The following is a 24,879-nucleotide window of genomic DNA, read 5'->3' as shown; positions in this document are numbered from 1 at the left end:
GTTGAGTTCTCAAGGAACGGTCGCTTCCTTTGTACTCACCCTCTCGGGCTTTCCTCCGGGCTTCCCTTCGTTCTTGCGTTTCCGACTCTATCAGACCGTTTTCCGATCCGATTTCCTCGGCGCTTTCCAGGTTCCCGCTCTCGCGTTTCCCTTTCCGGCGGTTCTGACTCTATCAGATGCTTTCGGCGTCTGATTCCCAGTCAGCGGGTGTTGCCTTCCCGGCTGTTGGGCCGTTCCGACGAGTGAGACTTTAGCGGATTCCCGGCCTCCGAGCTAATCGGGGGGCCTGCGTCCTTTCGAACGTGGATTCCTTCATTTCGCACATACGCATGCCGAAGCAAAGCGACGACGGATCGCCGACTGCTGGTAGGTACTTGCGGAATGGCTGTCCGGGGACCGACCGGAGTCGGCGCTCACGTCGGACAACTCGGAGAACATTACGTAACCGGTTGGGGTGTGTCAACTCGCGGCGGGTCGGCCCCCCTGCGCGTATGGTGGGCGCCATGACTACGCGTGCGTGCACCCAGCAGTGGTGGGCCGCCTGACGGCGGCCGCGCTCACGTACGCATTCAACGGCCGCCGCCTCGGCGGCCGTTCGTGTATCTCCCTCCAGAACCTCTGAGGGCCGGCCGCTCGGGACGGCGGCTCCGACCAGGAGGTGGAGAGCGAATGACACGGGTCTTCAGCGGGATCAAGCCGACCGGGCACCTGACGCTGGGGAACTACCTGGGGGCCATGCGGCAGTGGGCTGCCGTGGATCAGCACCAGGCCGACTCCTTGTTCTGCATCGTCGATCTGCACGGGATGACCGTGGACCACGATCCGGCCCGGCTGCGCCGGCTCACCCGGCAGGCGGCGACGCTGTTGCTGGCGGCCGGGCTGGATCCCGAGCTGTGCACCGTGTTCGTACAGAGTCATGTCGACGAGCACACCCGGCTGTCGTACCTCATGGAGTGCGTGGCGACCGACGGGGAGATGCGGCGCATGATCCAGTACAAGGAGAAGGTCGCGAGTGAGGCGGTGCGCGGGCGCGGTGTGCGGCTGTCCTTGCTGACGTATCCGGCGCTGATGGCGGCCGACATCCTGGCCTACGGGGCGGACGAGGTGCCGGTCGGGGACGATCAGGCGCAGCACGTGGAGTTGACCCGGGACCTGGCGGTGCGGTTCAACCAACGGTACGGGCACACGTTCGTGGTGCCGAAGGCGACCGTGCCGAAGGTGGCCGCGCGGGTGATGAATCTGCAGGACCCGACGTCGAAGATGGGGAAGAGCGACGACTCCGGGGCAGGCATCGTCTATCTGCTCGACGAACCGGAGGTGATCCGCAAGAAGATCATGCGGGCCGTGACGGACAGCGGGCGAGAGGTCGTCTACGACCGGGAGGAGCAGCCCGGGGTCGCGAATCTGCTGGAGATTCTCGCTGCGTGCACGGGCGGGAACCCTGAGTCACTGGCAACCGTTCACGATTCGTACGGCGCTCTGAAGCAGGCCACCGCGGAGGCGGTGCTGGACGTGCTCGGTCCCGTGCAGGCCAGGCACAGGGAGTTGTGCGTCGATCCGGGATATGTGGAGGAGGTGCTGCGGCATGGGGCGGAGAAGGCTCGGGCGATCGCCCGGCCGATTGTCGATACCGCCTATCGGGCGATCGGGCTGTTGCCGCCCGGCGCCTTCTCGGGGGCCGCTGCGGCGGAACCCGCGTTGAACGCGGCCCGATAGGCGCGGGGCTCAGTCCTTCTCAGCCCAGTCCCTCTCAGTCCTGTCCCTCTCAGTCCTGTCCTCCTCAGTCCTGTCCTCCTCAGTCCTTCTTTCCGGAGGCGAGTTGGCGGCTGCGGTCGCGGGCGGCTTCGAGGGCGGCGATGAGGGCGGCCCGTACGCCGTGGTTCTCCAGTTCGCGGATGGCGTTGATGGTGGTGCCGGCGGGCGAGGTGACGTTCTCGCGGAGCTTGACGGGGTGTTCGCCGCTGTCGCGGAGCATCACGGCGGCGCCGATCGCGGACTGGACGATGAGGTCGTGGGCCTTGTCGCGGGGCAGGCCGAGCAGGATGCCGGCGTCGGTCATGGCCTCGACCAGGTAGAAGAAGTACGCCGGGCCCGAGCCGGAGAGGGCGGTGCAGGCGTCCTGCTGGGACTCGGGGACCTGGAGGGTCTTGCCGACGGCGCCGAAGATCTCCTCGGCGGTGGCGAGGTGGGCGGCGGTGGCGTGGCTGCCGGCGGAGATGACGGACATCGCCTCGTCGACGAGGGCGGGGGTGTTCGTCATGACACGGACGACCGGGGTGCCGGTGGCGAGGCGCTCCTCGAAGAAGGAGGTGGGGATGCCCGCCGCGCCGCTGATGACGAGGCGGTCGGCGGGGATGTGCGGGGCGAGTTCGTCGAGGAGGGTGCCCATGTCCTGCGGCTTGACCGTGAGGATCAGGGTGTCGGCGGTCTTCGCGGCCTCGGGGTTGGTGACCGGGGTGACTCCGTGGCGGGCCCGGAGCTCTTCGGCCCGTTCCGGGCGGCGGGCGGTGACCAGGAGGTCGGCGGGTGCCCAGCCGGCCCGGATCATTCCGCTGAGCAGGGCTTCGCCGATCTTGCCGGTACCGAGGACTGCGACTTTCTGACTCATACGGTTCAGTCTGGCACCGGGAGTGGGAGGCGGGGGGCGGTTGTCCGCTGGGCGGACGTGGTCGGTGGCTATGCCGTCCGTCGCCTCAGGGTGGCCGCTCCCAGGGTCAGTACGAGCAGGGCGCAGCCGGCGACGATCAGGATGTCCCTGAGGAAGGTGGCGGTCATGTCGGTGTGGTGGAGGACTTCGTTCATGCCGTCCACGGCATAGGACATGGGGAGGACGTCGGAGAGGGCTTCGAGGGCGGGGTGCATCTCGGATCGGGGCGTGAAGAGGCCGCAGAGCAGGAGTTGGGGGAAGATCACCGCCGGCATGAACTGGACCGCCTGGAATTCCGAGGCCGCGAAGGCCGAGACGAAGAGACCGAGGGCTGTGCCGAGCAGGGCGTCGAGCAGGGCGACCAGGAGCAGGAGCCAGGGGGAGCCGGTGACGTCGAGGCCCAGGAACCAGACGGCCAGGCCGGTGGCGAGGGCCGACTGGATGATCGCGAGGATGCCGAAGGCGAGGGCGTAGCCGGCGATGAGGTCGGCTTTGCCGAGGGGCATGGCGAGGAGGCGTTCGAGGGTGCCGGAGGTGCGCTCGCGGAGGGTGGCGATGGAGGTCACCAGGAACATCGTGATGAGCGGGAAGATGCCGAGGAGTGAGGCGCCGATGTTGTCGAAGGTGCGCGGGCTGCCGTCGAAGACGTAGCGGAGCAGGACCAGCATCAGGCAGGGGATGAGGAGCAGCAGCGCGATCGTGCGGGGGTCGTGGCGGAGCTGGCGCAGGACGCGGGCCGCGGTGGCGGTGGTGCGGGCGAGGTTGAGGGCGCTGACGGGGGCGGTCGTGGTGGTCGCCGGCTGAGTGGTCATCGTGCGCTTTCCTTCGTGCGTGAGGTGGCGGCCGCTTCGTCGACGAGGTGCAGGAAGGCCGCCTCGACCGTGTCGGAGCCGGTGCGGGTGCGGAGGGCCTCGGGGGTGTCGTCGGCGAGGATCTCGCCTTCGCGCATGAGGAGAAGGCGGTGGCAGCGCTCGGCCTCGTCCATGACGTGGGAGGAGATGAGGAGGGTGGCGCCGCGGGTGGTGGTGATGGCGTGGAAGAGCTGCCAGAGGTCGCGGCGCAGGACGGGGTCGAGGCCGACGGTGGGTTCGTCGAGGACGAGGAGTTCGGGGGTGCCGAGCAGGGCGACGGCGAGGGAGACGCGGCTGCGCTGGCCGCCGGAGAGGTTGCCGGCGAGGGCGTCGGCGTGGCTGGTGAGGTCGACTTCTCCGAGGACGCGTTCGACGTCGGCGCGGCGGTCGGGGGCGGGGCGGGTGGGGTCGAGGATCGAGGCGAAGTAGTCGAGGTTCTGGCGGATGGTCAGGTCGTCGTAGACGGAGGGGGCTTGGGTGACGTACCCGATGCGGGTGCGGAGGGTGGGGTGGCCGGCGGGGCGGCCGAGGACGTTGAGGGTGCCGGTGACCTTGGCCTGGCTGCCGACGATGGCGCGCATCAGGGTCGACTTGCCACAGCCGGAGGGTCCGAGGAGGCCGGTGATCTGGCCGCGCGGGACGGCGAAGTCGAGGCCGCGCAGGACGGTGCGGGGGCCACGGACTGCGGTGAGGCCGGTGGCCTGGATTGCGGGGGGCAGGACGGGGTTGCCGGGGGCCGCGGACGGCTCCGGCGAGTAATTCACCATGTGATGAATAATCCTCGGCAAGGCAGGGAGCGTCAAGAGGAGCGGGCGGGGAGGCAGTCGGCGGCACGCCCTCCGTGAGGGCCGCGCGGGCGCCAGGGAGCGGCCGGAGCCCATCCATCGCCGGGACGGCTGGGGTGGGGTCATCACCGGGACGGCTGGCGTCGGTTCAGCGCCGGGACGGCTCGCATCGGTTCGTCACCGGGACAGCAGGGGTGGCTCCACCACCGGAACGCCTCGCGTCGGTTCAGCGCCGGGACGGCAGGGGTGGCTCCACCACCGGAACGGCTGGCGTTGGTTCGTCACCGGGACCGGTTGCCGTGGGGAGGAGTGGTGCGGCAGGAAGGCGGCCGGGTTCGCTCTGTGGGTGTGGTGGGACGCCACCGGCCCGCTGCTGAGCGGGTGCGGCGGGCCGGTGTGCGGGTGTTGTTCAGGTGTTGCGGGCGACCAGGAGGAGGACGTCGTACGTCTCCTCGACGGTCCCCTCCGGGAAGGCCTTCAGGAGGTGGGCGCGCTCCTCGGCGAGGAAGGCGGTCGCGCGGTCCTCGGGGGTGACCAGGAACGCCGAGTGGCTGCCGATGTTGGCGAGGTGGGTGTCGAGGGGGACCCGGCGGCTCCAGCGGACCTCACGGCGGGCGAAGCGGAGGCGGCCGCTGGGGTCGGCGAGGTCCGTGCGGTCGGCGGTCTCGCGCTTCTCGGCGCCGACGTCCACGCCGAAGAAGCGGCTCAACCGCTCGGTCTGCCCGGCGATCCAGTCGATGTCGAGGGCGTGGGTGTTCCACCACAGCGCGAGCGCGCCGCCGGGACGCAGTACGCGCAGCGCCTCCGGCACGGAGCGGGCCGGGTCGGTCCAGTGCCAGGCCTGGGCGTAGGTGAGGAAGTCGGCGGTGTCGTCGGCGAGCGGGAGGGCGTTGCCGTTGCCGCGGACGAGCGGGATGCCGGGGAGCGTGCGGTGGAACTGCGCCGCCATGCCCTCCCCCGGCTCCACCGCGACGACGTCGGCGCCGCGCGCGTGCAGGACGGCGGTCGCGATGCCGGTGCCCGCGCCGATGTCGACCACCCGGGCGCCGGTCAGGGTACGGCCGGCCTCCTGCTCGACGGCGTCGAGGAGAGCGGGCGGGTAGGAGGGGCGGTTCGCGGCGTACTGCGCGGCGGCGGCGTTGAAGGAGTGCGCGCGCGTGGCGTGCGAGGGGGCGGGGTTCGGGGGGCGCGACTGGCTGGTGGTCATAGGGCCATGGTCCCGGGGGCGGGGCGGGAGGCGACAGGGGGTTTCCGACGGGCGGATGTGCCCGGTCCCGTACCGGACGGTCTCAGCGCTTCCGCTTCTTCTTCGACGGGTTGCCCGTGCGGCGCGTGGTGCGGCGTTCGTGTTCCTGGCGGGCGGTGTCGTACTCGGCGCGGTGCAGTCGCTCGCCGGGGGCCTCCGTCAGGGAGCGGAAGAAGTAGGCGAGGAGGGAGCCGACGAAGCCGATGGCGAGGAGGCCGCGCAGGGAGGCCTGGCGTTCCGGGTCGGGGCGCTTGCCGAAGCCGTCCCAGGTGTCGCGGAAGGCGAGGGCGCTGCAGATGGCGAACATCGCGACGACCAGAACGGTCACGAAGGCGCCGGTGTCGGCGAGTTGGAGGCCCTCGTAGGCGAGGCGGAGGACCAGGCAGGAGACGACGGCGGCGGCGAGCGAGCCGACGGCCACGCCGATACGGCGGGCGGTGTAGCCGTCATCGTGGTTGACCCAGGTCGTGCCGAAGAAACGGAGGGGCTCGGGGCGAGGGCCGCTCGGGGCCTCGCCGGTGGAGCCCGCGGGGGTGTCCGGGGTGCCTGGTTCGTCGCTCACAGGACGATTATGGCGCCGGGCGGCCGCGGGCTCCGGGTCGGGTCCTACCGGCCGGGTCAGGAGCAGCGGTCGGCCACATAGCCGTCGCTGCCCGTGTTGACGTAGGCGTCTGACACGAACTCGCCGTTGCTGATGTTGTCCCAGATCTTCGACGTGCCGTAGTACCCGGACACCGTCGTACCCGGCGTCTGGCAGTAGATCGGGACCTTGGCGCCCTCGGGGAGGACGCGGGTGATGTCGTAACTGGTGCCGGGGCCGCTGCGGACGTTCAGGCGGAGGCCCGGGGCGACCGAGTAGTAACGCACGGATGCCGCCAGCGTCGTGACGGCCTCGTCCTCGCCGCTGCTCTCGGCTTCCTGCACGTGATCGACAGACATGTGAAGCTCCCCCCACTGAACCCATGAGTGCCATGGAGTCCCGTTGATTCCCCTCGTTCGAGCCACGAAACACATGTGCGTAACTCGCACGCGGAGGCTAGCAAGCCGCCTCTGTATCGCACGAGTCATCGACTAGGCTCCGTGCGTCGCGCGCCGCGAAGAACAGCACGGGGGTGATCCCATGACGCCACAGCGCAACACCGGAGCGGGCGCGGAAGCGGAACTTCCCGAGTACGCCGGGCACTACCGTCTGGAGTCCTGCCTGGGTTCGGGCGGCATGGGCGTGGTGCATCTGGCCCGCAGCACCTCGGGGCTGAAGCTCGCCGTGAAGGTCGTGCACGCCGAGTTCTCCAAGGACCGCGAGTTCAGGGGCCGTTTCCGGCAGGAGGTGGCCGCCGCGCGCAAGGTCAGCGGCGCCTTCACCGCACCCGTCGTGGACGCCGATCCGGAGGCCGAGCGGCCCTGGATGGCCACCCTCTTCATTCCCGGCCCGACCCTGTCCGAGCACGTGAAGCGGAACGGTCCCATGCCCCCTGCCCAGCTGCGCAGGCTGATGGCCGGGCTCGCGGAGGCGCTGGGCGACATTCACAGGGTCGGGGTGGTGCATCGGGATCTCAAGCCGAGCAACGTGCTGCTCGCCGAGGATGGTCCGAAGGTCATCGACTTCGGCATTTCCCGGCCGAAGGACAGCGAACTGCGGACCGAGACGGGCAAGTTGATCGGCACGCCGCCGTTCATGGCCCCGGAGCAGTTCCGGCGGCCGCGTGAAGTGGGGCCCGCCGCCGACATCTTCGCGCTCGGGTCGGTGCTGGTGCACGCGGCGACCGGGCGTGGGCCGTTCGACTCCGACAGCCCGTACGTCGTCGCCTACCAGGTCGTGCATGACGAGCCCGATCTCACCGACGTACCGGAGGAACTGGCCCCGCTGGTGCTGCGCTGTCTCGCCAAGGAGCCCGAGGACCGGCCGACGCCCGACGAGATGATGCGGGAACTGCGGTCGTTGGCGGCGTCGTACGACACGCAGGCGTTCATACCGGCGCAGCGGACCAGCGTCACCGGTGACAGCAGTGACACGGCGGCGCCGGAGCCGCCGATGGAGAAGGAGCCGGAGCGGCGGCACCGGCCACGCCTCAGCAGACGAGTCGCCTTGGCCACCGGTGCCGTCGTGCTCGCGCTGGGCGGGGTCGCGGCCTTGGTCCAGTGGGTCGCCAGGAGCGGCCCGGAGCAGCGGGAGAGCAACCCGAAAACCACTGCCGCCACCTTCGCCGCCTGGCAGACGGCTCCGGTCGCCAAGGGCGCAGCCACTCCCCAATGCGCCACCGGCGAAGGGAAGTTGTTCTGCACCGAGACGTCGGTGGCCTTCGCCCTGGACACGGTGACGGGTACCGTGCTCTGGCGGCACTCCGTCGCCGACGCCCACTGGAGCAGACCCCCGGTCCTGTCCGGCGGGCTCGTGCAGCTCGTCACGGACGAGGCCCGGCATGTGACGGCGCTCGATCCGGACTCGGGCAAGAGCCAATGGCAGCGGGACCTGCCCGAGAACAAGGGGATGAAGTACGCCGGCGACATGCTGCTGCTCGCGCGCGCGGACGGCACGGTCACCGGGGTGGACAGCGCGACCGGCGCCACCAAGTGGAGCCGACCGACAGGCGATCACGGCACCCCTCGGATCGACTTCTTCCCCTCGGATCCGTCGTCGGCGTATGTGACCAGCTCGTCCGCGGACGGGGCCAGCACCCAGGTGACCGCCGTGGACCCAGCCACCGGAGACGTACGGTGGGACACGCGTTTGCGGAGTCTGCTGCGGCCGGTCGGCGCGCAGGACGGGGCGGTCTTTCTGCTGGCTACGGATCCGGTGTACGGCGACACTGATGCCGTGGTCCGCTACACGCCGGCGTCCAGGGACACTCGCCGGGTCAAGCTGCCCGTACCGCGTGGGGACGCGCAGGCCGGGGTGTACGACGGCGTGGTCTATGTGCTGGCCGCCACTGGCGCGCTGGACGCCGTCGACATCGACGCGGGCAAGCGCACATGGCACCTGGAGACGTCGGTGAGCCGGGGCTCGGCGCCCGTCGCCGACGACCGGCACGTCTACTTCACGGCGGCCGACGGACGCCTCCTCGCCGTCGACGCCCGCAAGGGAACCCTCGTCGGCCAGACCCCTGCGCGCCTGGGCAGCAACGCCGACCAGGTCACCGCCGTTCTGCCGGCTCCGCTGGTCCTCGGTACCCACGTCTACGCCACCGCCCCCGACGGCACCGTCTTCGCTGTGGACGCGGAGGATCCCGCCGGCTGGTGATGACGGACGAAGGGGCCGCCCCCCTTGAGGGAGGCGGCCCCTGTCACAGGCGGGGCTTCAGCCGAGCTTGCTCACGTCACGCACCGCGCCCTTGTCGGCGCTGGTGGCCATCGCCGCGTAGGCCCGCAGGGCCGCCGAGACCTTGCGCTCGCGGTTCTTCGGGGCGTACACGCCGTTCAGGGCCTGCTCGCGACGGGCCAGCTCGGCGTCGTCGACGAGGAGTTCGATCGTGCGGTTCGGGATGTCGATGCGGATGCGGTCGCCGTTCTCGACGAGGGCGATGGTGCCGCCCGAGGCCGCCTCCGGGGAGGCGTGGCCGATCGACAGGCCCGACGTGCCGCCGGAGAAACGGCCGTCCGTGATCAGCGCGCAGGTCTTGCCGAGGCCGCGGCCCTTGAGGAAGGACGTCGGGTAGAGCATCTCCTGCATGCCGGGGCCGCCCTTGGGGCCCTCGTAGCGGATGACGACGACGTCGCCGTGCGTGACCTGCTTGTTGAGGATCTTCTCGACGGCTTCTTCCTGCGACTCGCAGACGACCGCCGGGCCCTCGAAGGTCCAGATCGACTCGTCGACGCCGGCCGTCTTCACCACGCAGCCGTCGACGGCGAGGTTGCCCTTGAGGACCGCGAGGCCGCCGTCCTTGGAGTACGCGTGCTCGACGCTGTGGATGCAGCCCTCCGCCGCGTCCTCGTCCAGGGCCTCCCAGCGCTCGGACTGGGAGAACGCCTCGGCGGAGCGGACGCAGCCCGGGGCCGCGTGCCACAGTTCCACCGCCTCGGGGGACGGGGAGCCGCCGCGCACGTCCCAGGTCTTCAGCCAGTCCGACAGGGACGGGCTGTGCACGGAGTGGACGTCCTCGTTGAGGAGACCGCCGCGGTGCAGTTCGCCGAGGAGGGCGGGGATGCCGCCGGCCCGGTGCACGTCCTCCATGTAGTACGTGCGGGTCTTCGCGACGTTCGGCGCGACCTTGGCCAGGCAGGGCACCCGGCGCGAGACCTCGTTGATCTCCTCCAGGCCGAACGGGACGCCCGCCTCCTGGGCGGCGGCCAGCAGGTGCAGGATCGTGTTGGTGGAGCCGCCCATCGCGATGTCCAGGGCCATCGCGTTCTCGAACGCGGCGAAGGTCGCGATGTTGAGGGGCAGGACCGTGTCGTCGTCCTGCTCGTAGTAGCGGCGGGTGATGTCCATGACCGTGCGGGCCGCGTCGACGTACAGCCGTTTCCGGGCCGTGTGGGTGGCCAGGACCGAGCCGTTGCCGGGGAGGGAGAGACCGATGGCCTCGGTCAGGCAGTTCATCGAGTTGGCGGTGAACATGCCCGAGCAGGAGCCGCAGGTCGGACAGGCGTTCTCCTCGATCTTGAGGACGTCCTCGTCGGAGACGTTCTCGTTGGCCGCGTCGACCATCGCGTCGATCAGGTCGAGGGTGCGGACCGTGCCGTCGACGAGGGTCGCGCGGCCGGCCTCCATGGGGCCGCCGGAGACGAAGACCGTGGGGATGTTGAGCCGCAGCGCGGCCATCAGCATGCCCGGCGTGATCTTGTCGCAGTTGGAGATGCAGACCAGGGCGTCGGCGCAGTGCGCCTCGACCATGTACTCGACCGAGTCCGCGATCAGGTCGCGGGACGGGAGGGAGTACAGCATGCCGCCGTGACCCATGGCGATGCCGTCGTCCACGGCGATCGTGTTGAACTCGCGCGGGATGCCGCCCGCCTCCTTGATCGCCTCGCTGACGATCCGGCCGACCGGCTGGAGGTGGGTGTGGCCCGGCACGAACTCGGTGAAGCTGTTGGCGACCGCGATGATCGGCTTACGGCCGATGTCCGCACCCGGTACACCGGAGGCGCGCATAAGGGCGCGGGCGCCCGCCATGTTGCGACCGTGGGTGACTGTGCGGGACCTCAGCTCGGGCATCGTCGCTCGCTCCTTCAGACAGATAGGGCTGCCGTCGAGCGTACGCCCGTTGCTCAGGCCTCGGGACGAGGTGTCCGGAATGCGGGACAGGTGTCTCGTCGTGCCGGCCCTACGGCCCGGTCAGATGCCCCTGCACCACCGGCGCCACCCGCGCCACGATCTGCTCCAGATCCGCCGACGCCAGCGGCTCCACCTTGATCACGTACCGCAGCATCGCGCACCCGACCAGCTGCGCGGCCGCCAGCTCGGCGCGCAGCTCCCCGTCCGGGAGATCCAGCTGTTCCGCGATCCGGCGCAGCAGCTGGGCGGCGATCAGCCGGCGGAAGACGGCGGCGGCCGTGTCGTTGTTCACGGCCGAGCGGAGGATCGCCAGCAGGGGCGTACGGGTGGTGGGGTTCTCCCAGATGCCGAAGATGAAGCGGGTCAGGCGCTCGCCGACGCCGTCCAGCGGGCCGTCGGCGATCGCGACGGGCGCGTTGAGCGCGGGGGCGAAGGCGATCGAGATGGCGGCCTCGAAGACCTGCTCCTTGGTGCCGAAGTAGTGGTGGACGAGGGCCGAGTCGACGCCGGCGGTCTTGGCGATCCCGCGGACGGACGTCTTGTCGTACCCGCGTTCGGAGAACTCCTCGCGGGCGGCGACGAGGATACGGTCCCGGGTGTCCGCCGACTCGGTACGCGGGGGGCGGCCACGGCGGCGGGTCCCGGTGCCGGTCTCACCGCTTCCGGTCCCGGTGCCGGTCATCGGCGGGGCACCTTCATCGCCGAGGCCAGGTGCAGGCGGGTGAAGGCCAGGGCCTCCGCGAGGTCGGCCTCGCGCTCGGCGCCGGACATCGCGCGCCGGGTGTTGACCTCGATGACGACATGCCCGTCGAAGCCGCTGAGCGCCAGGCGCTCCAGGAGCTCGGCGCAGGGCTGGGTGCCGCGGCCGGGCACCAGGTGCTCGTCCTTGGCGGAGCCGCGGCCGTCGGCGAGGTGGACATGGCCGAGCCGGCCGCCCATCCGGTCGAGCATGGCGAGCGCGTCCGTCCGCGAGGTCGCGGCATGGCTGAGGTCGATCGTGAAGTGCCGGTAGTCGTCCTTGGTGACGTCCCAGTCGGGGGCGTACGCCAGCATCTCGCGGTCGCGGTAGCGCCAGGGGTACATGTTCTCCACCGCGAACCGGACGTCCGTCTCGTTCGCCATGCGCCAGATTCCCTCGACGAAGTCGCGGGCGTACTGGCGCTGCCAGCGGAACGGCGGGTGCACCACGACCGTGCTCGCGCCCAGCTTCTCGGCGGCGGCCCGGGCGCGCTGGAGCTTGACCCAGGGGTCGGTGGACCAGACCCGCTGGGTGATCAGCAGACAGGGCGCGTGGACGGCGAGGATCGGGATGCGGTGGTAGTCGCTCAGCCTGCGCAGGGCCTCGATGTCCTGGCTGACCGGGTCGGTCCACACCATGACCTCGACACCGTCGTAGCCGAGGCGCGCGGCGATCTCGAAGGCCGTCGCCGTCGACTCCGGATAGACGGAGGCCGTGGAGAGCGCGACCTTCGCATCCGGGATGCGGACGACGTCCCTTGGTTTTGCCACGAGGGACAGGTTACGGGTTGGGGTTGGGTGGGGGCGGGGCATGTCTTCGCCGGTGTGACGATCGTCGCGTCGGGGGCGGGGCCGGGCGCCTGTTCGCCGTCGCGGTCCGCCCGCGCCCCCTGCGGGAGCGCTTACGCCGAACCCATGTGATCGAGGCGCCGCAGGATCACGCCCTCCCGCAGCGCCCACGGGCAGACCTCCACCGTCTCCACCTCGAACAGGTCCATCGCGGCCTCCGCCACCAGGGCGCCCGCCACCAGCTGGCCCGAGCGGCCCTCGGAGACTCCGGGGAGTGCGCCGCGCTGGGCCGTGTTCATGGCCGCGAGCCTCGGGACCCAGGTCTCCAGGGAGCTGCGCTTGAGCTCGCGCTGGACGTAGAGGCCGTCGGCGGAGCGGGCCGCGCCGGCGATACGGGCCAGCTGTTTGAAGGTCTTGGACGTGGCGACCACGTGGTCGGGGGCGCCGAAACGGCTGAACTCGCCGACGGTACGCGCGATCTCGGCCCGTACATGGCGGCGCAGCGCCCGTATGTCGTCCGAGGCCGGCGGGTCGCCGGGGAGCCAGCCGGCGGTGAGCCGGCCGGCGCCGAGCGGCAGCGAGACGGCCGTGTCCGGCTCCTCGTCGATGCCGTACGCGATCTCCAGGGAGCCGCCCCCGATGTCCAGGACCAGCAGCTTTCCGGCGGACCAGCCGAACCAGCGGCGTACGGCGAGGAAGGTCAGCCGGGCCTCCTCGGCGCCGGTCAGGACCTGGAGCTCGACGCCGGTCTCGCCCTTCACGCGCGCGAGGACGTCATCGGCGTTGCTGGCCTCGCGCACGGCGGAGGTGGCGAACGGCAGCAGATCCTCGACGCCCTTGTCCTCCGCGGCCTGCAGGGCCCCATGGACGACACCGATCAGTTTCTCGACCCCGTCGGGACCGATCGCGCCGTTGCCGTCGAGGAGTTGGGCAAGGCGCAGTTCCGCCTTGTGCGAGTGCGCGGGCAGCGGGCGTGCGCCGGGGTGGGCATCCACCACCAGCAGATGCACCGTGTTGGATCCCACGTCGAGGACACCGAGTCTCATGTACGGAACGCTACTGCCAGGTGGCCGGTATCCCCTCGCCCAGGTGGCCGGTATCCCCCTCGTGAGAGCCGTCCCCGAAGCCGGCTCGGGCGACATACCCTGTACAGGTGCCAAAGACGAAAAAGACGAAGGACCACAAGGGCGCCAAATCCGCCGACGGTTCTTCTCGGGCGAAGCCACCGAAGAAGTCGAAGACGTCACCGCAGGCTCCGGCAGGGGACGAGAAGGGCCTCGACTTCGCGCGCGCATGGGTGGAATTCCCGGATCCGGCCGACGACGAGCAGGTGTTCCGCTGTGATCTGACATGGCTGACCTCCCGCTGGAACTGCATCTTCGGCAGCGGCTGCCAGGGCATCCAGGCGGGCCGCGCGGACGACGGCTGCTGCACGCTGGGCGCGCACTTCTCCGACGAGGACGACGAGAAGCGGGTCGCCGATCATGTGTCGAGGCTCACGCCGGACATCTGGCAGCACCACGACGAGGGCACGCGCAACGGCTGGGTCTCCGAGGACGACGAGGGCTCCCGCCAGACCCGCCCGTTCAACGGCTCGTGCATCTTCCAGAACCGCCCCGCTTTCGCGGGCGGCGCGGGCTGCTCGCTGCACATCCTGGCGCTGCGGGAGGGCCGCGAGCCGCTGGAGACCAAGCCGGACGTCTGCTGGCAGCTGCCGATCCGCCGCACGTACGACTGGATCGACCGCCCCGACGACACGCGCGTCCTCCAGGTCTCGATCGGCGAGTACGACCGCAGGGGCTGGGGCCCGGGCGGCCACGACCTGCACTGGTGGTGCACCTCGGCGACCTCGGCACACGGCGCGGGCGACCCGGTGTACGTCTCCTACCGCCCGGAACTGACCGAACTGATGGGCAAGGCCGGCTACGACCGGCTGGCGGAACTGTGCGAGCAGCGCCTGGCTTCCCAGCTTCCGCTGCTGGCCCCGCATCCGGCGGATCCGGCGAGCTGAGGCGCCCTTTCGGGGGCGGGCTGAGGTGCCTTGTTCGGGGCGGGAAGAGCAGATCCTGCCGGCTGACGCCGACGAGAGGGCACCGCTCGGGGGCGCGGGAGAATGAACCCGCCGCGCCGACGCCCACCGAAGCGCCCCGTCAGGGGCGCGGGCTGCGTCGATACGCGGCTTCGCCGCGTGGGCGCGACCAGCCACGATGCGGCCCCACCCGCCCACGCACCGCAACCCACCACTCACGGACTCGCCGACGCCCCCGCACTCTCGCTCTCCGTCGGCGAAGCCGACCCCGTCGGACTGGGCGTATCCGATTCGGTCGGCGTCGGCGTCGGCGTGGACGTCGGCAAGCTCGGTGACGCCGTCGGCTCGGCGGAAGCCGACCCGGTCGGCGTCGGCGTCGGCCGCGCCGGAGGCGTCGGCCCTCTCCGCACCGGCGGAGCCATCCCGTACCCGTCGATCGACACCACCGCCCCCGCCGGCGCCACCGCCACCCGCGCGCTCCAGTGCCCGGCCGGCTCCCGCAGATGATCGACGTAGACCTTGATCGTGAACGTCTCGCCCGGCCGGAGCGTTCCCGAGGAGCGCGAGAAGTACAGCCACCCCGCCGAGGTGGACACCGACCACCGCATCGGCGCGCCCCCCGCCGCGGCGAGCGTGATCAGCGTGGTGTCGCCGTCGTTCGCGGCTGTCACCGCGAGGTGCCCCGCGCCGGCCATCGTCCGGTCGCCGCCCGCGACGCTGACCACCTCTACCGACACATCGGCCTTGCCGTCCTTGCCGATGCGCGGCCCCGGCCTGGTGCTGGCGTTTCCGGCGTTCTCGTAGCCCCCGGCCTCGTCACCGCCCAGCGCGTCGGGGCCGGAGGCCTCGCGTGCGGTCGCGGCCGGGCCCTCATGGCCGTCCGCCGCCGGCGAGCCCCGGTAGGCGGCCCACAGGGCCAGCACCGGCGCGGCCACCACCGTGGCGACCACGGTCGTCGTGACGGCACGCGCGCGTAGCCGGTCGCGGCGGGCGGCGCGGTCCTTGGGGTCCATCGGGAAACCGCGCCGGTCGAAACGCGGAACGGCGGCGCCACGCGCGCGCGTGGGGTGCGCCATGGCCATGTGCAGGGCCGCGCGGGGCGCCTCCAGGACCGGCAGCTCGGCGGGCGTGGTGATCGCGCCGGGCCACCGTCCGGGGGCCGCGCGTTCGGCGGTGCGGCGACAGCGCGGGCAGTCGTCGACGTGCCGGACCAGCTCGCGGCGCAGGGCGCTGCTGAGCACCAGCTGGCTGTCCCCGGTGAGGTGGGAGACGCTGGGGCAGCCACCGGTCTCGACCACGGCGAGCGCCGCGCGGGTGCGTTCCACCTCGCAGGCGGCGGAGGCGAGCAGCTCGCGGGCGCCGGCCAGGTCCATGCCGAGGACGGCGGCGACCTCGTGGGCGGCGAGGTGGTGGCGTACGGCGAGTTCGAGCGCCTCGCGCTGCTCCGGGGTGGTGCCGGCGGCCTCGGGCCAGGCGAGCAGGGCGAGTTCGCGGCGCCGCGGCTCCTCGGTCTCGGTGGCGACCAGCGGTTCGGGGGCGATGTGCCGCCCGGCCGCATGGGTGGCCTGACGTTTCTGCTTGGCCTCGGTCAGCCCGCGCAGACAGGCCCAGCGGGCCAGCGCGTACAGCCAGGCCCGGCGGTCCCCGGCGGCCTCCGGGACGCGCTGGCCGCGCCGCTCGGCGAGGGCGAGGACGTCCCCGAGAGCGGTGGTGGCCGTGTCGTGGTCGCACAGCACGGAGAGGCAGTACGTGAACAGCCCGTCCAGGTACGGCTCGTAGCGCGCCGACGGCCACTGCGCCAGCGCGCGCGCCGCCGTACGGTCGCGCGCCGCGCGCGCCCCCCGGTGCGCCCGGTGCGTGCCGGTCATGCGGGTCGAGGTTTCCGGGCTGCTGCTCATCACCCGTGCGACCGTAGGCGGCGGCGTAACGTCTCTTCTTGCGCCTTGAGCACTTTTAATCCGTACGGGTGAAACGATCCCTCATAAGGGGACAAGAACTCGATATTCCGTGGCTCGTTCCCGATGGAGCATGGCCAGGCCCCCTCCACCCACATCCGTCACGGGCGCCACCGTGGCCCCGCTGTCAGTGGCGGGGGCTACGGTTTCCGCATGGCTGCCCGTACCAAGACCGCGAAAGACCGTCCGTCGTACCGCTGCACCGAGTGCGGCTGGCAGACGGCCAAGTGGCTCGGCCGCTGCCCCGAGTGCCAGGCCTGGGGGACGGTCGAGGAGTACGGCACACCCGCGGTCCGTACGACGGCACCCGGCCGTGTCACCACCTCCGCGGTGCCCATCGGCGAGGTCGACGGCCGCCAGGCCACCGCGCGGACGACCGGCGTACCCGAGCTGGACCGGGTGCTCGGCGGCGGCCTGGTCCCCGGGGCGGTCGTCCTGGTGGCCGGCGAGCCCGGCGTCGGCAAGTCCACCCTCCTGCTCGACGTGGCGGCCAAGTCGGCCAGCGACCGGCACCGCACGCTCTATGTCACCGGCGAGGAGTCCGCAAGCCAGGTCCGGCTGCGCGCCGACCGCATCGGCGCCATCGACGACCACCTCTATCTCGCCGCCGAGACCGATCTGGCCGCCGTCCTCGGCCACCTGGACGCGGTGAAGCCGTCGCTGTTGATCCTGGACTCCGTGCAGACGGTCGCGTCCCCCGAGATCGACGGCGCACCCGGCGGCATGGCCCAGGTGCGGGAGGTGGCCGGGGCGCTCATCCGCGCCTCCAAGGACCGGGGCATGTCGACGCTCCTGGTGGGCCATGTCACCAAGGACGGCGCGATCGCCGGTCCCCGCCTCCTCGAACACCTCGTGGACGTCGTGCTGCACTTCGAGGGCGACCGGCACGCGCGCCTGCGGCTCGTCCGGGGCGTCAAGAACCGCTACGGCACCACGGACGAGGTCGGCTGCTTCGAACTGCACGACGAGGGCATCACGGGCCTCGCCGACCCGAGCGGACTTTTCCTGACACGACGTGACGAACCGGTCCCGGGTACCTGTCTGACGGTGACCCTGGAGGGTCGCCGCCCGCTGGTCGCCGAGGTCCAGGCGCTGACCGTGGAATCCCAGATCCCCTCCCCGCGCCGTACCACCTCCGGCCTGGAGACCTCCCGGGTCTCGATGATGCTGGCGGTGCTGGAGCAGCGCGGGCGGATCAGCGCGCTCGGCAAGCGGGACATCTACTCCGCGACCGTGGGCGGGGTGAAGCTCTCCGAGCCCGCGGCCGACCTGGCGATCGCCCTCGCCCTGGCCTCCGCCGCGAGCGACACCCCGCTCCCCAAGAACCTGGTCGCCATCGGCGAGGTCGGCCTCGCGGGCGAGGTCAGACGGGTCACCGGAGTCCAGCGCAGGCTCGCGGAGGCGCACCGCCTGGGCTTCACGCACGCGCTCGTACCGGGTGATCCCGGGAAGATCCCGGCGGGCATGAAGGTCCTGGAAGTGGCGAACATGGGGGACGCACTGCGGGTACTGCCGCGCTCCCGTCACCGAGAGGCCCCACGGGAGGCGGAGCAGCGCCGGTAGACTTTGCCCTGGTCTCGCCCGTCCGTACGAACCGCGTGCGGGTGCGGGAGCGCCTCAGAACCTGCGACCGGAGGAGTGCAGTGGCAGCCAACGACCGGGCAGCGGCTCCCGGAAAGTCCGGTGGGAGTGCCGGTTCCGATGGCCTGATGCGCGCCTCGCTGAGCGCTGTGGCTCCGGGCACGGGCCTGCGCGACGGCCTGGAGCGGGTCCTCCGCGGCAACACCGGCGGGCTCATCGTCCTCGGCTTCGACAAGACGGTCGAGACGATGTGCACGGGCGGTTTCGTACTGGATGTCGAGTTCACGGCGACCCGGCTGCGCGAGCTGTGCAAGCTCGACGGCGGCATCGTGATCTCCTCCGACCTGTCGAAGATCCTGCGGGCCGGCGTCCAGTTCGTGCCGGACGCGACGATCCCGACGGAGGAGACCGGCACCCGGCACCGCACGGCGGACCGGGTCTCCAAACAGGTCGGCTTCCCGGTGGTCTCGGTCTCCCAGTCGATGCGGCTGATCGCGCTCTACGTCGACGGGCAGCGCCGTGTCCTGGAGGACTCGGCGGCGATCCTCTCGCGTGCGAACCAGGCGCTTGCCACGCTGGAGCGGTACAAGCTCCGCCTGGACGAGGTCGCGGGAACGTTGTCAGCGCTGGAGATCGAGGACCTGGTGACGGTCCGCGACGTCTCGGCCGTCGCCCAGCGGCTGGAGATGGTCCGCCGTATCGCCACGGAGATCGCCGAGTACGTCGTCGAACTGGGCACCGACGGGCGGCTGCTCGCGCTCCAGCTGGACGAGCTGATCGCCGGCGTCGAGCCCGAGCGCGAACTGGTGGTCCGGGACTACGTCCCCGAGCCCACGGCCAAGCGCTCCCGCACGGTCGACGAGGCGCTCTCCGAGCTGGACGCGCTGAGCCACGCGGAACTGCTGGAACTGCCGACGGTGGCGCGGGCGCTGGGTTACACGGGTTCCCCGGAGGCGCTGGACTCGGCGGTGTCGCCGCGCGGCTTCCGGCTGCTGGCGAAGGTTCCGCGGCTGCCCGGGGCGATCATCGACCGGTTGGTGGAGCATTTCGGAGGCCTGCAGAAGCTGCTCGCCGCGAGCGTCGACGATCTGCAGACCGTGGACGGGGTGGGCGAGGCGCGGGCACGCAGCGTCCGGGAGGGCCTGTCGAGGCTGGCGGAGTCGTCGATTCTCGAACGGTACGTGTAGCTCCGCTGGGGGGCCGATGTTTCGGCTGCCGGCCGGTGGGGGCTGGTCGCGCGGTTCCCCGCGCCCCTACGGGGCGCTACTCAGCTGCGGGCAGTCGTGCCGCTGGGGCGATGGGGGTCCCCTCCCCCGCTGAGCGAAGCCGAGGGAGGCACCCTGTCGGCGCCGGTAAGCGAAAGCCGGTGGGGGGCTGGTCGCGCGGTGCCCCGCGCCCCTGACGGGGCGCGTCAGTCCGCCGCCAGGACGAAGGAGGCCTGCGCCTTCGTGAAGCCCGGGGTCGCGGCTTCCAGCAGGTACGTGCCTGAGCCCGCCGATCCCGCCGAAGGCGTCGCGCACTGGGGAGCGCTCGGCTTGCGGTCCCACTTCAGGGTGTACGTGATGCTGCTCCCCGCCGGCACCCGGTACCACAGGGTCCCCGCCGTCCCGGGGCAGTCCTCCGACGACCAGTAGCTGTCGTCCGCACTGGCCGGCGTGATCGTCAACACCGCGTTCTTCGGCCCGAGATCGACCTTGCAGTCGCTGGACGACGTGTTCTTCGCCGTGAGTTCGAAGGTCGGCGTCTGCTCCGGCGAGTACGAGTTGTGCAGGCTCTTCAGGCTCAACGACACGGCCGAGGCGGTGCAGTTGGGGAGCGTGGACGTACCCGGCAGCGAGGCGACCGTACCGCCGGAGCCCGAGGTGACGTCCCCCGAGCCCGACGAGGACCCCGAAGAACCGCCGGAACCGGACGACGAGCCGCCGCCCGATCCACCCGAACTCCCGCCGTCGGAACCGGAGCCGGAGCCAGATCCGGTGCCCGTGCTGGACGACGCGCCGCCGCCCCCGCTCGACTCGTCCCGCCCGCCCGGCGCCTGGCTGATCGCCGGCCCGCTGCCGGACGGCCCCGGCGTGATCGTGGACGCGGGATTCTTGCCGTCGGCCCCGTCGGCGCCCTTCTTGCCGCCCCCGCCGCTCGACGTGACGATCCAGGTGATCAGCAGCGCCAGCACGGCGACGACGGACACCATGACGACCCTCCGTCGCCAGTAGATGGAGGAGGGAAGCGGCCCGACCGGATTGCGCAGAGATCCCACGGCGCAAACTGTACGAGAGATCCGTGCACTTCCTCGCCCCACCCGCCGCTCAAACCTCAACTTTTCCGGATCATCATTTCGGCAACTCCCCTCGGCTCACCCCCTCTTCGCGTGACAGCCGCGAAGGACCGGCCCCAAGGGCGGATCCCGAAGGCGGATCCCGAGGACAGGCGCCCGAAGGGCAGGCACGGACCGGCGGCCGCCCCGGCCCCGCCGTGATCCACGTCCAACCCAGCCGTGGCCGGACGTGGCAGGATCGGAAGGGCCATGACTGAGAAGCTCCACACCCCCGTGATCGCCTGGTTCGACGTCCATGCCCGTGACCTCCCCTGGCGCCGCCCGGAGGCGGGCCCGTGGGGGGTGATGGTCAGCGAGTTCATGTTGCAGCAGACCCCGGTCAGCCGGGTGCTGCCCGTCTACGAGCAGTGGCTGGCCCGCTGGCCGCGCCCCGCCGACCTCGCCGCCGAGGCGCCCGGCGAGGCGGTGCGCGCCTGGGGCCGGCTCGGCTACCCGCGCCGCGCCCTGCGGCTGCACGGCGCCGCCGTCGCCATAACGGAACGGCACGGCGGCGACGTACCGACGGATCACGCGCAGCTGCTCGCGCTGCCGGGCATCGGCGAGTACACCGCCGCGGCCGTCGCCTCCTTCGCGTACGGGCAGCGGCATGCCGTGCTCGACACCAATGTGCGGCGGGTGTTCGCGCGGGCCGTGACCGGTGTGCAGTACCCGCCGAACGCCACCACCGCCGCCGAGCGCAAGCTCGCCCGTGAGCTGCTGCCCGAGGACGAGCGGACCGCCGCCCGCTGGGCCGCCGCCTCCATGGAGCTCGGCGCGCTGGTGTGCACGGCGAAGAACGAGACGTGCCCGCGCTGTCCGATCGCCGGGGAGTGCGCCTGGCGGCTGGCCGGCAAGCCGGAGCACGAGGGGCCGCCACGGCGCGGGCAGACGTACGCCGGTACCGACCGGCAGGTGCGCGGCAAGCTGCTGGCGGTGCTGCGCGAGGCACACGCCCCCGTGCCGCAGGCGGCGCTCGACCGGGTGTGGCACGAGCCGGTGCAGCGGGCCCGCGCGTTGGACGGACTGGTCTCGGACGGGCTGGTGGAGCCACTCGCGGGCGGTCTGTATCGGCTGCCGCTGGGCTGACGTACAGCCACATCACAGGAGAAGGGGCTGTGTTACGACCCCGACCGCCTGGCAAATCGCCAGATAACCGGCCATAAGGCCACGCCCTCTTACCCCGCGCCTACTTCCGTTACACAACCGACGGACAGCCGATTGCTACCCGCAGGCTGCTCCGCACAGCCCCGTGACAACAGGTCCGTAACTTCATTTCTGTGCCCGCCAGGACTGCGGGACAGCAGGAACTCAGGCACAGGGCCGGGGAAAACGGGGATCGGGAGGCGGTTGATCATGGCGCAGGGCGAGGTGCTCGAATTCGAGGAGTACGTCCGCACGCGACAGGACGCGCTGCTGCGCAGCGCCCGCCGGCTGGTCCCGGACCCGACGGACGCCCAGGACCTGCTCCAGACCGCGCTGGTCCGGACGTACGGCCGCTGGGAGACCATCGAGGACAAGCGGCTCGCGGACGCCTATCTGCGCCGGGTCATGATCAACACGCGGACCGAGTGGTGGCGGGCCCGGAAGCTGGAGGAGGTCCCGACCGAGCAGCTGCCCGACGCCTGCGTGGAGGACTCCACGGAGCAGCACGCGGACCGCGCACTCCTCATGGACATCATGAAGGTTCTGGCACCGAAGCAGCGCAGTGTCGTCGTGCTGCGACACTGGGAGCAGATGTCCACGGAGGAGACGGCCGCCGCCCTCGGCATGTCGGCCGGAACGGTCAAGAGCACGCTGCACCGGGCGCTCGCCCGGCTCCGCGAGGAGCTGGAGTCACGCGACCTCGACGCACGCGCGCTGGAGCGTGAGGAGCAGGAGCGTTGCGCGGCCTGACCGGCACAGGGCCCAGCCGGGGCTCGGCGAGTGCACAGGCGGTGACCACGGCGGCGGCCGTGCTCGCCGCCCTCGCCCTTTTCGCCGCCGCCTGCGGCACCGGCGGCACCGGCGCCCGGGACGAGGGTCCGGCGCACGACGGCACGACGGAGAAGGCCTCGGCCGCCGCCGTCCCCTCGCCCAACCCCTCCCAGACGTATGCGAAGGTCGACGCGGTCGCCCTGGTGAAGGCCGATCCGGCGGTCTCGGGCACGGTGAAGCGGGACCTGAAGCCGTGCGCGGGCGACGAGTACCCGGTCGACGTGACCTACGGCGATCTGACCGGCGGCCCGGCCGAGGACATCGTCGTGAACGTGTTGACCTGCGGGGAGGCGGTCGGGGTGGGGGCGTACGTGTACCGCGAGGAGAGCGGCACGTACAAGAATGTGTTCAAGGCCGAGGAGTCCCCGGTCTACGCGGAGATCGACCGGGGCGATCTGAGCGTGACCAAGCAGGTGTACGAGAGGGGCGACCCGGTGTCGAGCCCGTCCGGTGAGAACGTGATCACCTACAGCTGGGCCGCGGGGCGCTTCGTCCAGCAGGACTTCCACCACACCGACTACGGCAACGCGACCGGCAGCGGCGACGCCACGCCGGTCCCCTCCCCGGCCAACTGAACCCCCCAACCGAGCACACGAGAGAGCAGGGATGGCAGACCAGACCCACGTCCTGTTCGTCGAGGACGACGACGTCATCCGCGAGGCCACCCAGCTCGCCCTGGAGCGGGACGGCTTCGCGGTCACCGCCATGCCCGACGGCCTGTCGGGCCTGGAGGCGTTCCGCGCCGATCGGCCCGACATCGCCCTGCTGGACGTGATGGTGCCGGGCCTGGACGGGGTGAGCCTGTGCCGGCGCATCCGCGACGAGTCCACGGTGCCGGTGATCATGCTGTCGGCGCGCGCCGACTCCATCGACGTGGTGCTGGGTCTGGAGGCGGGCGCCGACGACTACGTCACCAAGCCGTTCGACGGCGCGGTACTGGTCGCCCGGATCCGTGCCGTACTGCGGCGCTTCGGGCACGCGAGCGGCGGCGACCGGCCGCACGAGGACGCGGCCACGGTGACCGGCCTCCCGCTCACCTTCGGCGAGCTGGAGATCGACACCGAGGGCATGGAGGTGCGCCGGGCCGGACAGCCGGTCGCGCTCACCCCGACCGAGATGCGGCTGCTCCTGGAGTTCTCCTCGGCACCGGGGACCGTACTCTCCCGCGACAAGCTGCTGGAACGCGTCTGGGACTACGGCTGGGGCGGGGACACCCGGGTCGTCGACGTCCATGTGCAGCGGCTGCGTACGAAGATCGGCCAGGACCGGATCGAGACGGTCCGCGGTTTCGGTTACAAGCTGAAGGCCTGAGCGGGGCGGTCATGCGGGGGCTCATCAGATCCATCCGGAGATCCATTCGGCACCGAGGTCCGCAGCTGCGCACCGGGCTCCGGTGGAAGCTGAGCGCGGCGATCGCGCTGGTCGGCGCGCTCGTCGCGATCGCTCTGAGCCTGGTGGTGCACAACGCCGCCCGGGTCTCGATGCTGGACAACGCACGTGAGCTGGCCAACGAGCGGCTGCAGATCGGCCAGCGCAACTACGAGCTGTACGGGCGGGCGAACTTCCCCGACGTCAAGGTCAACGACCCCCGGCTGCCGCCGGCGCTGCGCGTGCGGGTGGACGCGGGCCGCCGGGCGACCGATGTCATCGACCACGGCGGCGCGCCGGACATCTGGGCGGCGGTGCAGGCCAAGGACGGGCGGGTGCTGTCCCTGCACGGGACCTTCCCGAACCGGAGCAGCGACGTGCTCAAGGACCTCGACCAGGCCCTCGTCATCGGCTCCATCGCGGTCGTGCTCGGCGGCAGCGCGCTCGGCGTGCTGATCGGCGGGCAGCTCTCGCGGCGGCTGCGCAAGGCGGCCGCCGCGGCCAACCAGGTCGCCCAGGGCGAGCCGGACGTGCGGGTGCGGGAGGCGATCGGCGGGGTCGTACGGGACGAGACCGACGACCTGGCGCGCGCCGTGGACGCCATGGCGGACGCGTTGCAGCAACGCCTCGAGGCCGAGCGGCGGGTGACGGCCGACATCGCGCACGAGCTGCGTACGCCGGTGACCGGGCTGCTCACGGCGGCCGAACTGCTGCCGCCGGGCCGTCCGACCGAGCTGGTCCTCGACCGGGCGAAGGCGATGCGCACCCTCGTCGAGGACGTGCTGGAGGTGGCCCGGCTGGACAGCGCCTCCGAGCGGGCCGAGCTCCAGGACATCATGCTGGGCGAGTTCGTCGCCCGGCGAGTGGCCGCGAAGGATCCGGCGATCGAGGTGCGGGTGGTGCACGAGTCGGAGGTCACCACCGATCCGCGCCGCCTGGAGCGGGTGCTGTTCAACCTGCTCGCCAACGCGGCCCGGCACGGTGAGCCGCCCATCGAGGTGACCGTCGAGGGCCGGGTCATCCGGGTCCGCGACCACGGCCCCGGCTTCCCCGAGAAGCTTCTCTCGGAGGGCCCGAGCCGCTTCCGCACCGGCAGCGAGGACCGCGCGGGGCAGGGCCACGGACTGGGCCTGACCATCGCGGCCGGCCAGGCCCGCGTCCTGGGAGCCCGACTGACCTTCCGCAACGTCCGGTCGGCGGGCGCGCCCGAGCACATCCGCGCGGAGGGCGCGGTGGCCGTGCTGTGGCTGCCGGAGCACGCCCCGACGGCGACGGGAAGCTACCCGATGCTGCCGGGACCGACACAGGCGAGCCGGTGAGCCACTGAGCGGCTGAGGCTCGGGGCGCGGCCGACTCGGGGCGCGGCCGGCTCAAGGCGTGACAGCCGAAAGCG

At 71.5% G+C, this 24,879-nt stretch carries 23 protein-coding genes; 11 read left to right on the top strand and 12 right to left on the bottom strand.

Annotated elements, in window-relative coordinates:
- Both AB0D59_RS39945 and trpS read left to right on the top strand, forming a co-directional pair.
- A partial coding sequence (locus AB0D59_RS39945) for a hypothetical protein (protein ID WP_362576052.1) occupies window positions 1-193 on the top strand: 193 nt, incomplete at its 5' end.
- Window positions 194-669: 476 nt separating this feature from the next.
- Window positions 670-1,716, top strand: coding sequence for a tryptophan--tRNA ligase (gene trpS / locus AB0D59_RS39940; RefSeq protein WP_362576050.1), 1,047 nt, complete (start codon window positions 670-672; stop codon window positions 1,714-1,716).
- A 79-nt stretch (window positions 1,717-1,795) separates the two neighbouring features.
- Here trpS and proC read toward each other — a convergent pair whose 3' ends face one another.
- The 6 genes from proC to AB0D59_RS39910 form a co-directional block, all read right to left on the bottom strand.
- On the bottom strand, window positions 1,796-2,608 hold the full coding sequence (gene proC, locus AB0D59_RS39935) for a pyrroline-5-carboxylate reductase (protein ID WP_362576048.1): 813 nt from the start codon (window positions 2,606-2,608) through the stop codon (window positions 1,796-1,798).
- A gap of 68 nt (window positions 2,609-2,676) precedes the next feature.
- Complete coding sequence (locus AB0D59_RS39930; RefSeq protein WP_362576046.1) at window positions 2,677-3,459, bottom strand: ABC transporter permease; 783 nt, start codon at window positions 3,457-3,459, stop codon at window positions 2,677-2,679.
- Window positions 3,456-4,265, bottom strand: coding sequence for an ABC transporter ATP-binding protein (locus AB0D59_RS39925; protein WP_362576044.1), 810 nt, complete (start codon window positions 4,263-4,265; stop codon window positions 3,456-3,458). The genes AB0D59_RS39930 and AB0D59_RS39925 overlap by 4 nt, the downstream gene beginning before the upstream one ends.
- A 427-nt stretch (window positions 4,266-4,692) precedes the next feature.
- On the bottom strand, window positions 4,693-5,490 hold the full coding sequence (locus AB0D59_RS39920) for a class I SAM-dependent methyltransferase (protein WP_362576042.1): 798 nt from the start codon (window positions 5,488-5,490) through the stop codon (window positions 4,693-4,695).
- A gap of 82 nt (window positions 5,491-5,572) precedes the next feature.
- Window positions 5,573-6,091 (bottom strand): EamA/RhaT family transporter, encoded by a 519-nt coding sequence (locus AB0D59_RS39915; protein WP_362576040.1) that lies wholly within the window; start codon window positions 6,089-6,091, stop codon window positions 5,573-5,575.
- Window positions 6,092-6,147: 56 nt separating this feature from the next.
- Window positions 6,148-6,468 (bottom strand): SH3 domain-containing protein, encoded by a 321-nt coding sequence (locus AB0D59_RS39910; protein WP_362576038.1) that lies wholly within the window; start codon window positions 6,466-6,468, stop codon window positions 6,148-6,150.
- Between the two features lie 181 nt (window positions 6,469-6,649).
- Here AB0D59_RS39910 and AB0D59_RS39905 point away from each other — a divergent pair, with 181 nt between their 5' ends.
- A complete protein-coding gene (locus AB0D59_RS39905) occupies window positions 6,650-8,767 on the top strand; it encodes a serine/threonine-protein kinase (RefSeq protein WP_362576036.1) in 2,118 nt (705 codons plus the stop codon).
- A 57-nt stretch (window positions 8,768-8,824) separates the two neighbouring features.
- Here the strand turns inward: AB0D59_RS39905 and ilvD are convergent, their stop codons facing one another.
- The 4 genes from ilvD to AB0D59_RS39885 all read right to left on the bottom strand — a co-directional run bounded on the left by ilvD (window position 8,825) and on the right by AB0D59_RS39885 (window position 13,311).
- Window positions 8,825-10,678 (bottom strand): dihydroxy-acid dehydratase, encoded by a 1,854-nt coding sequence (gene ilvD, locus AB0D59_RS39900; RefSeq protein WP_362576034.1) that lies wholly within the window; start codon window positions 10,676-10,678, stop codon window positions 8,825-8,827.
- A gap of 109 nt (window positions 10,679-10,787) precedes the next feature.
- A complete protein-coding gene (locus AB0D59_RS39895) occupies window positions 10,788-11,420 on the bottom strand; it encodes a TetR family transcriptional regulator (RefSeq protein WP_362576032.1) in 633 nt (210 codons plus the stop codon).
- Window positions 11,417-12,247, bottom strand: coding sequence for a sugar phosphate isomerase/epimerase (locus AB0D59_RS39890; protein ID WP_362576030.1), 831 nt, complete (start codon window positions 12,245-12,247; stop codon window positions 11,417-11,419). Before AB0D59_RS39890 ends, AB0D59_RS39895 begins: the two co-directional genes overlap by 4 nt.
- A 131-nt stretch (window positions 12,248-12,378) precedes the next feature.
- Complete coding sequence (locus AB0D59_RS39885) at window positions 12,379-13,311, bottom strand: Ppx/GppA phosphatase family protein (protein WP_362576029.1); 933 nt, start codon at window positions 13,309-13,311, stop codon at window positions 12,379-12,381.
- A 107-nt stretch (window positions 13,312-13,418) separates the two neighbouring features.
- Here AB0D59_RS39885 and AB0D59_RS39880 point away from each other — a divergent pair, with 107 nt between their 5' ends.
- The gene (locus tag AB0D59_RS39880) at window positions 13,419-14,276 is read left to right on the top strand and encodes a hypothetical protein (protein ID WP_362576027.1); all 858 of its coding nucleotides are present in this window, start codon (window positions 13,419-13,421) and stop codon (window positions 14,274-14,276) included.
- Window positions 14,277-14,509: 233 nt separating this feature from the next.
- Here AB0D59_RS39880 and AB0D59_RS39875 read toward each other — a convergent pair whose 3' ends face one another.
- Window positions 14,510-16,195 (bottom strand): hypothetical protein, encoded by a 1,686-nt coding sequence (locus tag AB0D59_RS39875; protein ID WP_362576025.1) that lies wholly within the window; start codon window positions 16,193-16,195, stop codon window positions 14,510-14,512.
- Between the two features lie 207 nt (window positions 16,196-16,402).
- Between AB0D59_RS39875 and radA the strand changes: the two genes are divergently transcribed.
- Window positions 16,403-17,812 (top strand): DNA repair protein RadA, encoded by a 1,410-nt coding sequence (gene radA / locus AB0D59_RS39870; protein ID WP_362576023.1) that lies wholly within the window; start codon window positions 16,403-16,405, stop codon window positions 17,810-17,812.
- Between the two features lie 80 nt (window positions 17,813-17,892).
- On the top strand, window positions 17,893-19,017 hold the full coding sequence (disA, locus tag AB0D59_RS39865) for a DNA integrity scanning diadenylate cyclase DisA (protein ID WP_362576021.1): 1,125 nt from the start codon (window positions 17,893-17,895) through the stop codon (window positions 19,015-19,017).
- Between the two features lie 224 nt (window positions 19,018-19,241).
- On the opposite strand, the gene AB0D59_RS39860 is transcribed toward disA, so the two are convergent.
- Window positions 19,242-20,087 (bottom strand): hypothetical protein, encoded by an 846-nt coding sequence (locus AB0D59_RS39860; RefSeq protein ID WP_362576019.1) that lies wholly within the window; start codon window positions 20,085-20,087, stop codon window positions 19,242-19,244.
- A gap of 267 nt (window positions 20,088-20,354) precedes the next feature.
- Here AB0D59_RS39860 and AB0D59_RS39855 point away from each other — a divergent pair, with 267 nt between their 5' ends.
- The 5 genes from AB0D59_RS39855 to cseC all read left to right on the top strand — a co-directional run bounded on the left by AB0D59_RS39855 (window position 20,355) and on the right by cseC (window position 24,805).
- Window positions 20,355-21,230, top strand: coding sequence for an A/G-specific adenine glycosylase (locus AB0D59_RS39855; protein ID WP_362576017.1), 876 nt, complete (start codon window positions 20,355-20,357; stop codon window positions 21,228-21,230).
- A gap of 267 nt (window positions 21,231-21,497) precedes the next feature.
- A complete protein-coding gene (locus tag AB0D59_RS39850) occupies window positions 21,498-22,037 on the top strand; it encodes a SigE family RNA polymerase sigma factor (protein ID WP_351748657.1) in 540 nt (179 codons plus the stop codon).
- Window positions 22,025-22,693, top strand: a complete 669-nt coding sequence (locus AB0D59_RS39845; protein ID WP_362576015.1) for a hypothetical protein — start codon at window positions 22,025-22,027, stop codon at window positions 22,691-22,693. Before AB0D59_RS39850 ends, AB0D59_RS39845 begins: the two co-directional genes overlap by 13 nt.
- 31 nt (window positions 22,694-22,724) lie before the next feature.
- Window positions 22,725-23,429 (top strand): two-component system response regulator CseB, encoded by a 705-nt coding sequence (cseB, locus tag AB0D59_RS39840; protein ID WP_362576013.1) that lies wholly within the window; start codon window positions 22,725-22,727, stop codon window positions 23,427-23,429.
- Between the two features lie 11 nt (window positions 23,430-23,440).
- Complete coding sequence (cseC, locus tag AB0D59_RS39835; RefSeq protein WP_362576011.1) at window positions 23,441-24,805, top strand: two-component system sensor histidine kinase CseC; 1,365 nt, start codon at window positions 23,441-23,443, stop codon at window positions 24,803-24,805.
- The last annotated feature ends 74 nt before the right edge of the window (window positions 24,806-24,879 follow it).

This window comes from Streptomyces sp. NPDC048417, assembly GCF_040651615.1.
Taxonomy (GTDB): domain Bacteria; phylum Actinomycetota; class Actinomycetes; order Streptomycetales; family Streptomycetaceae; genus Streptomyces.
Note: the sequence above shows the minus strand (reverse complement) of the source record. Positions and strands in the feature narration are given on the sequence as shown.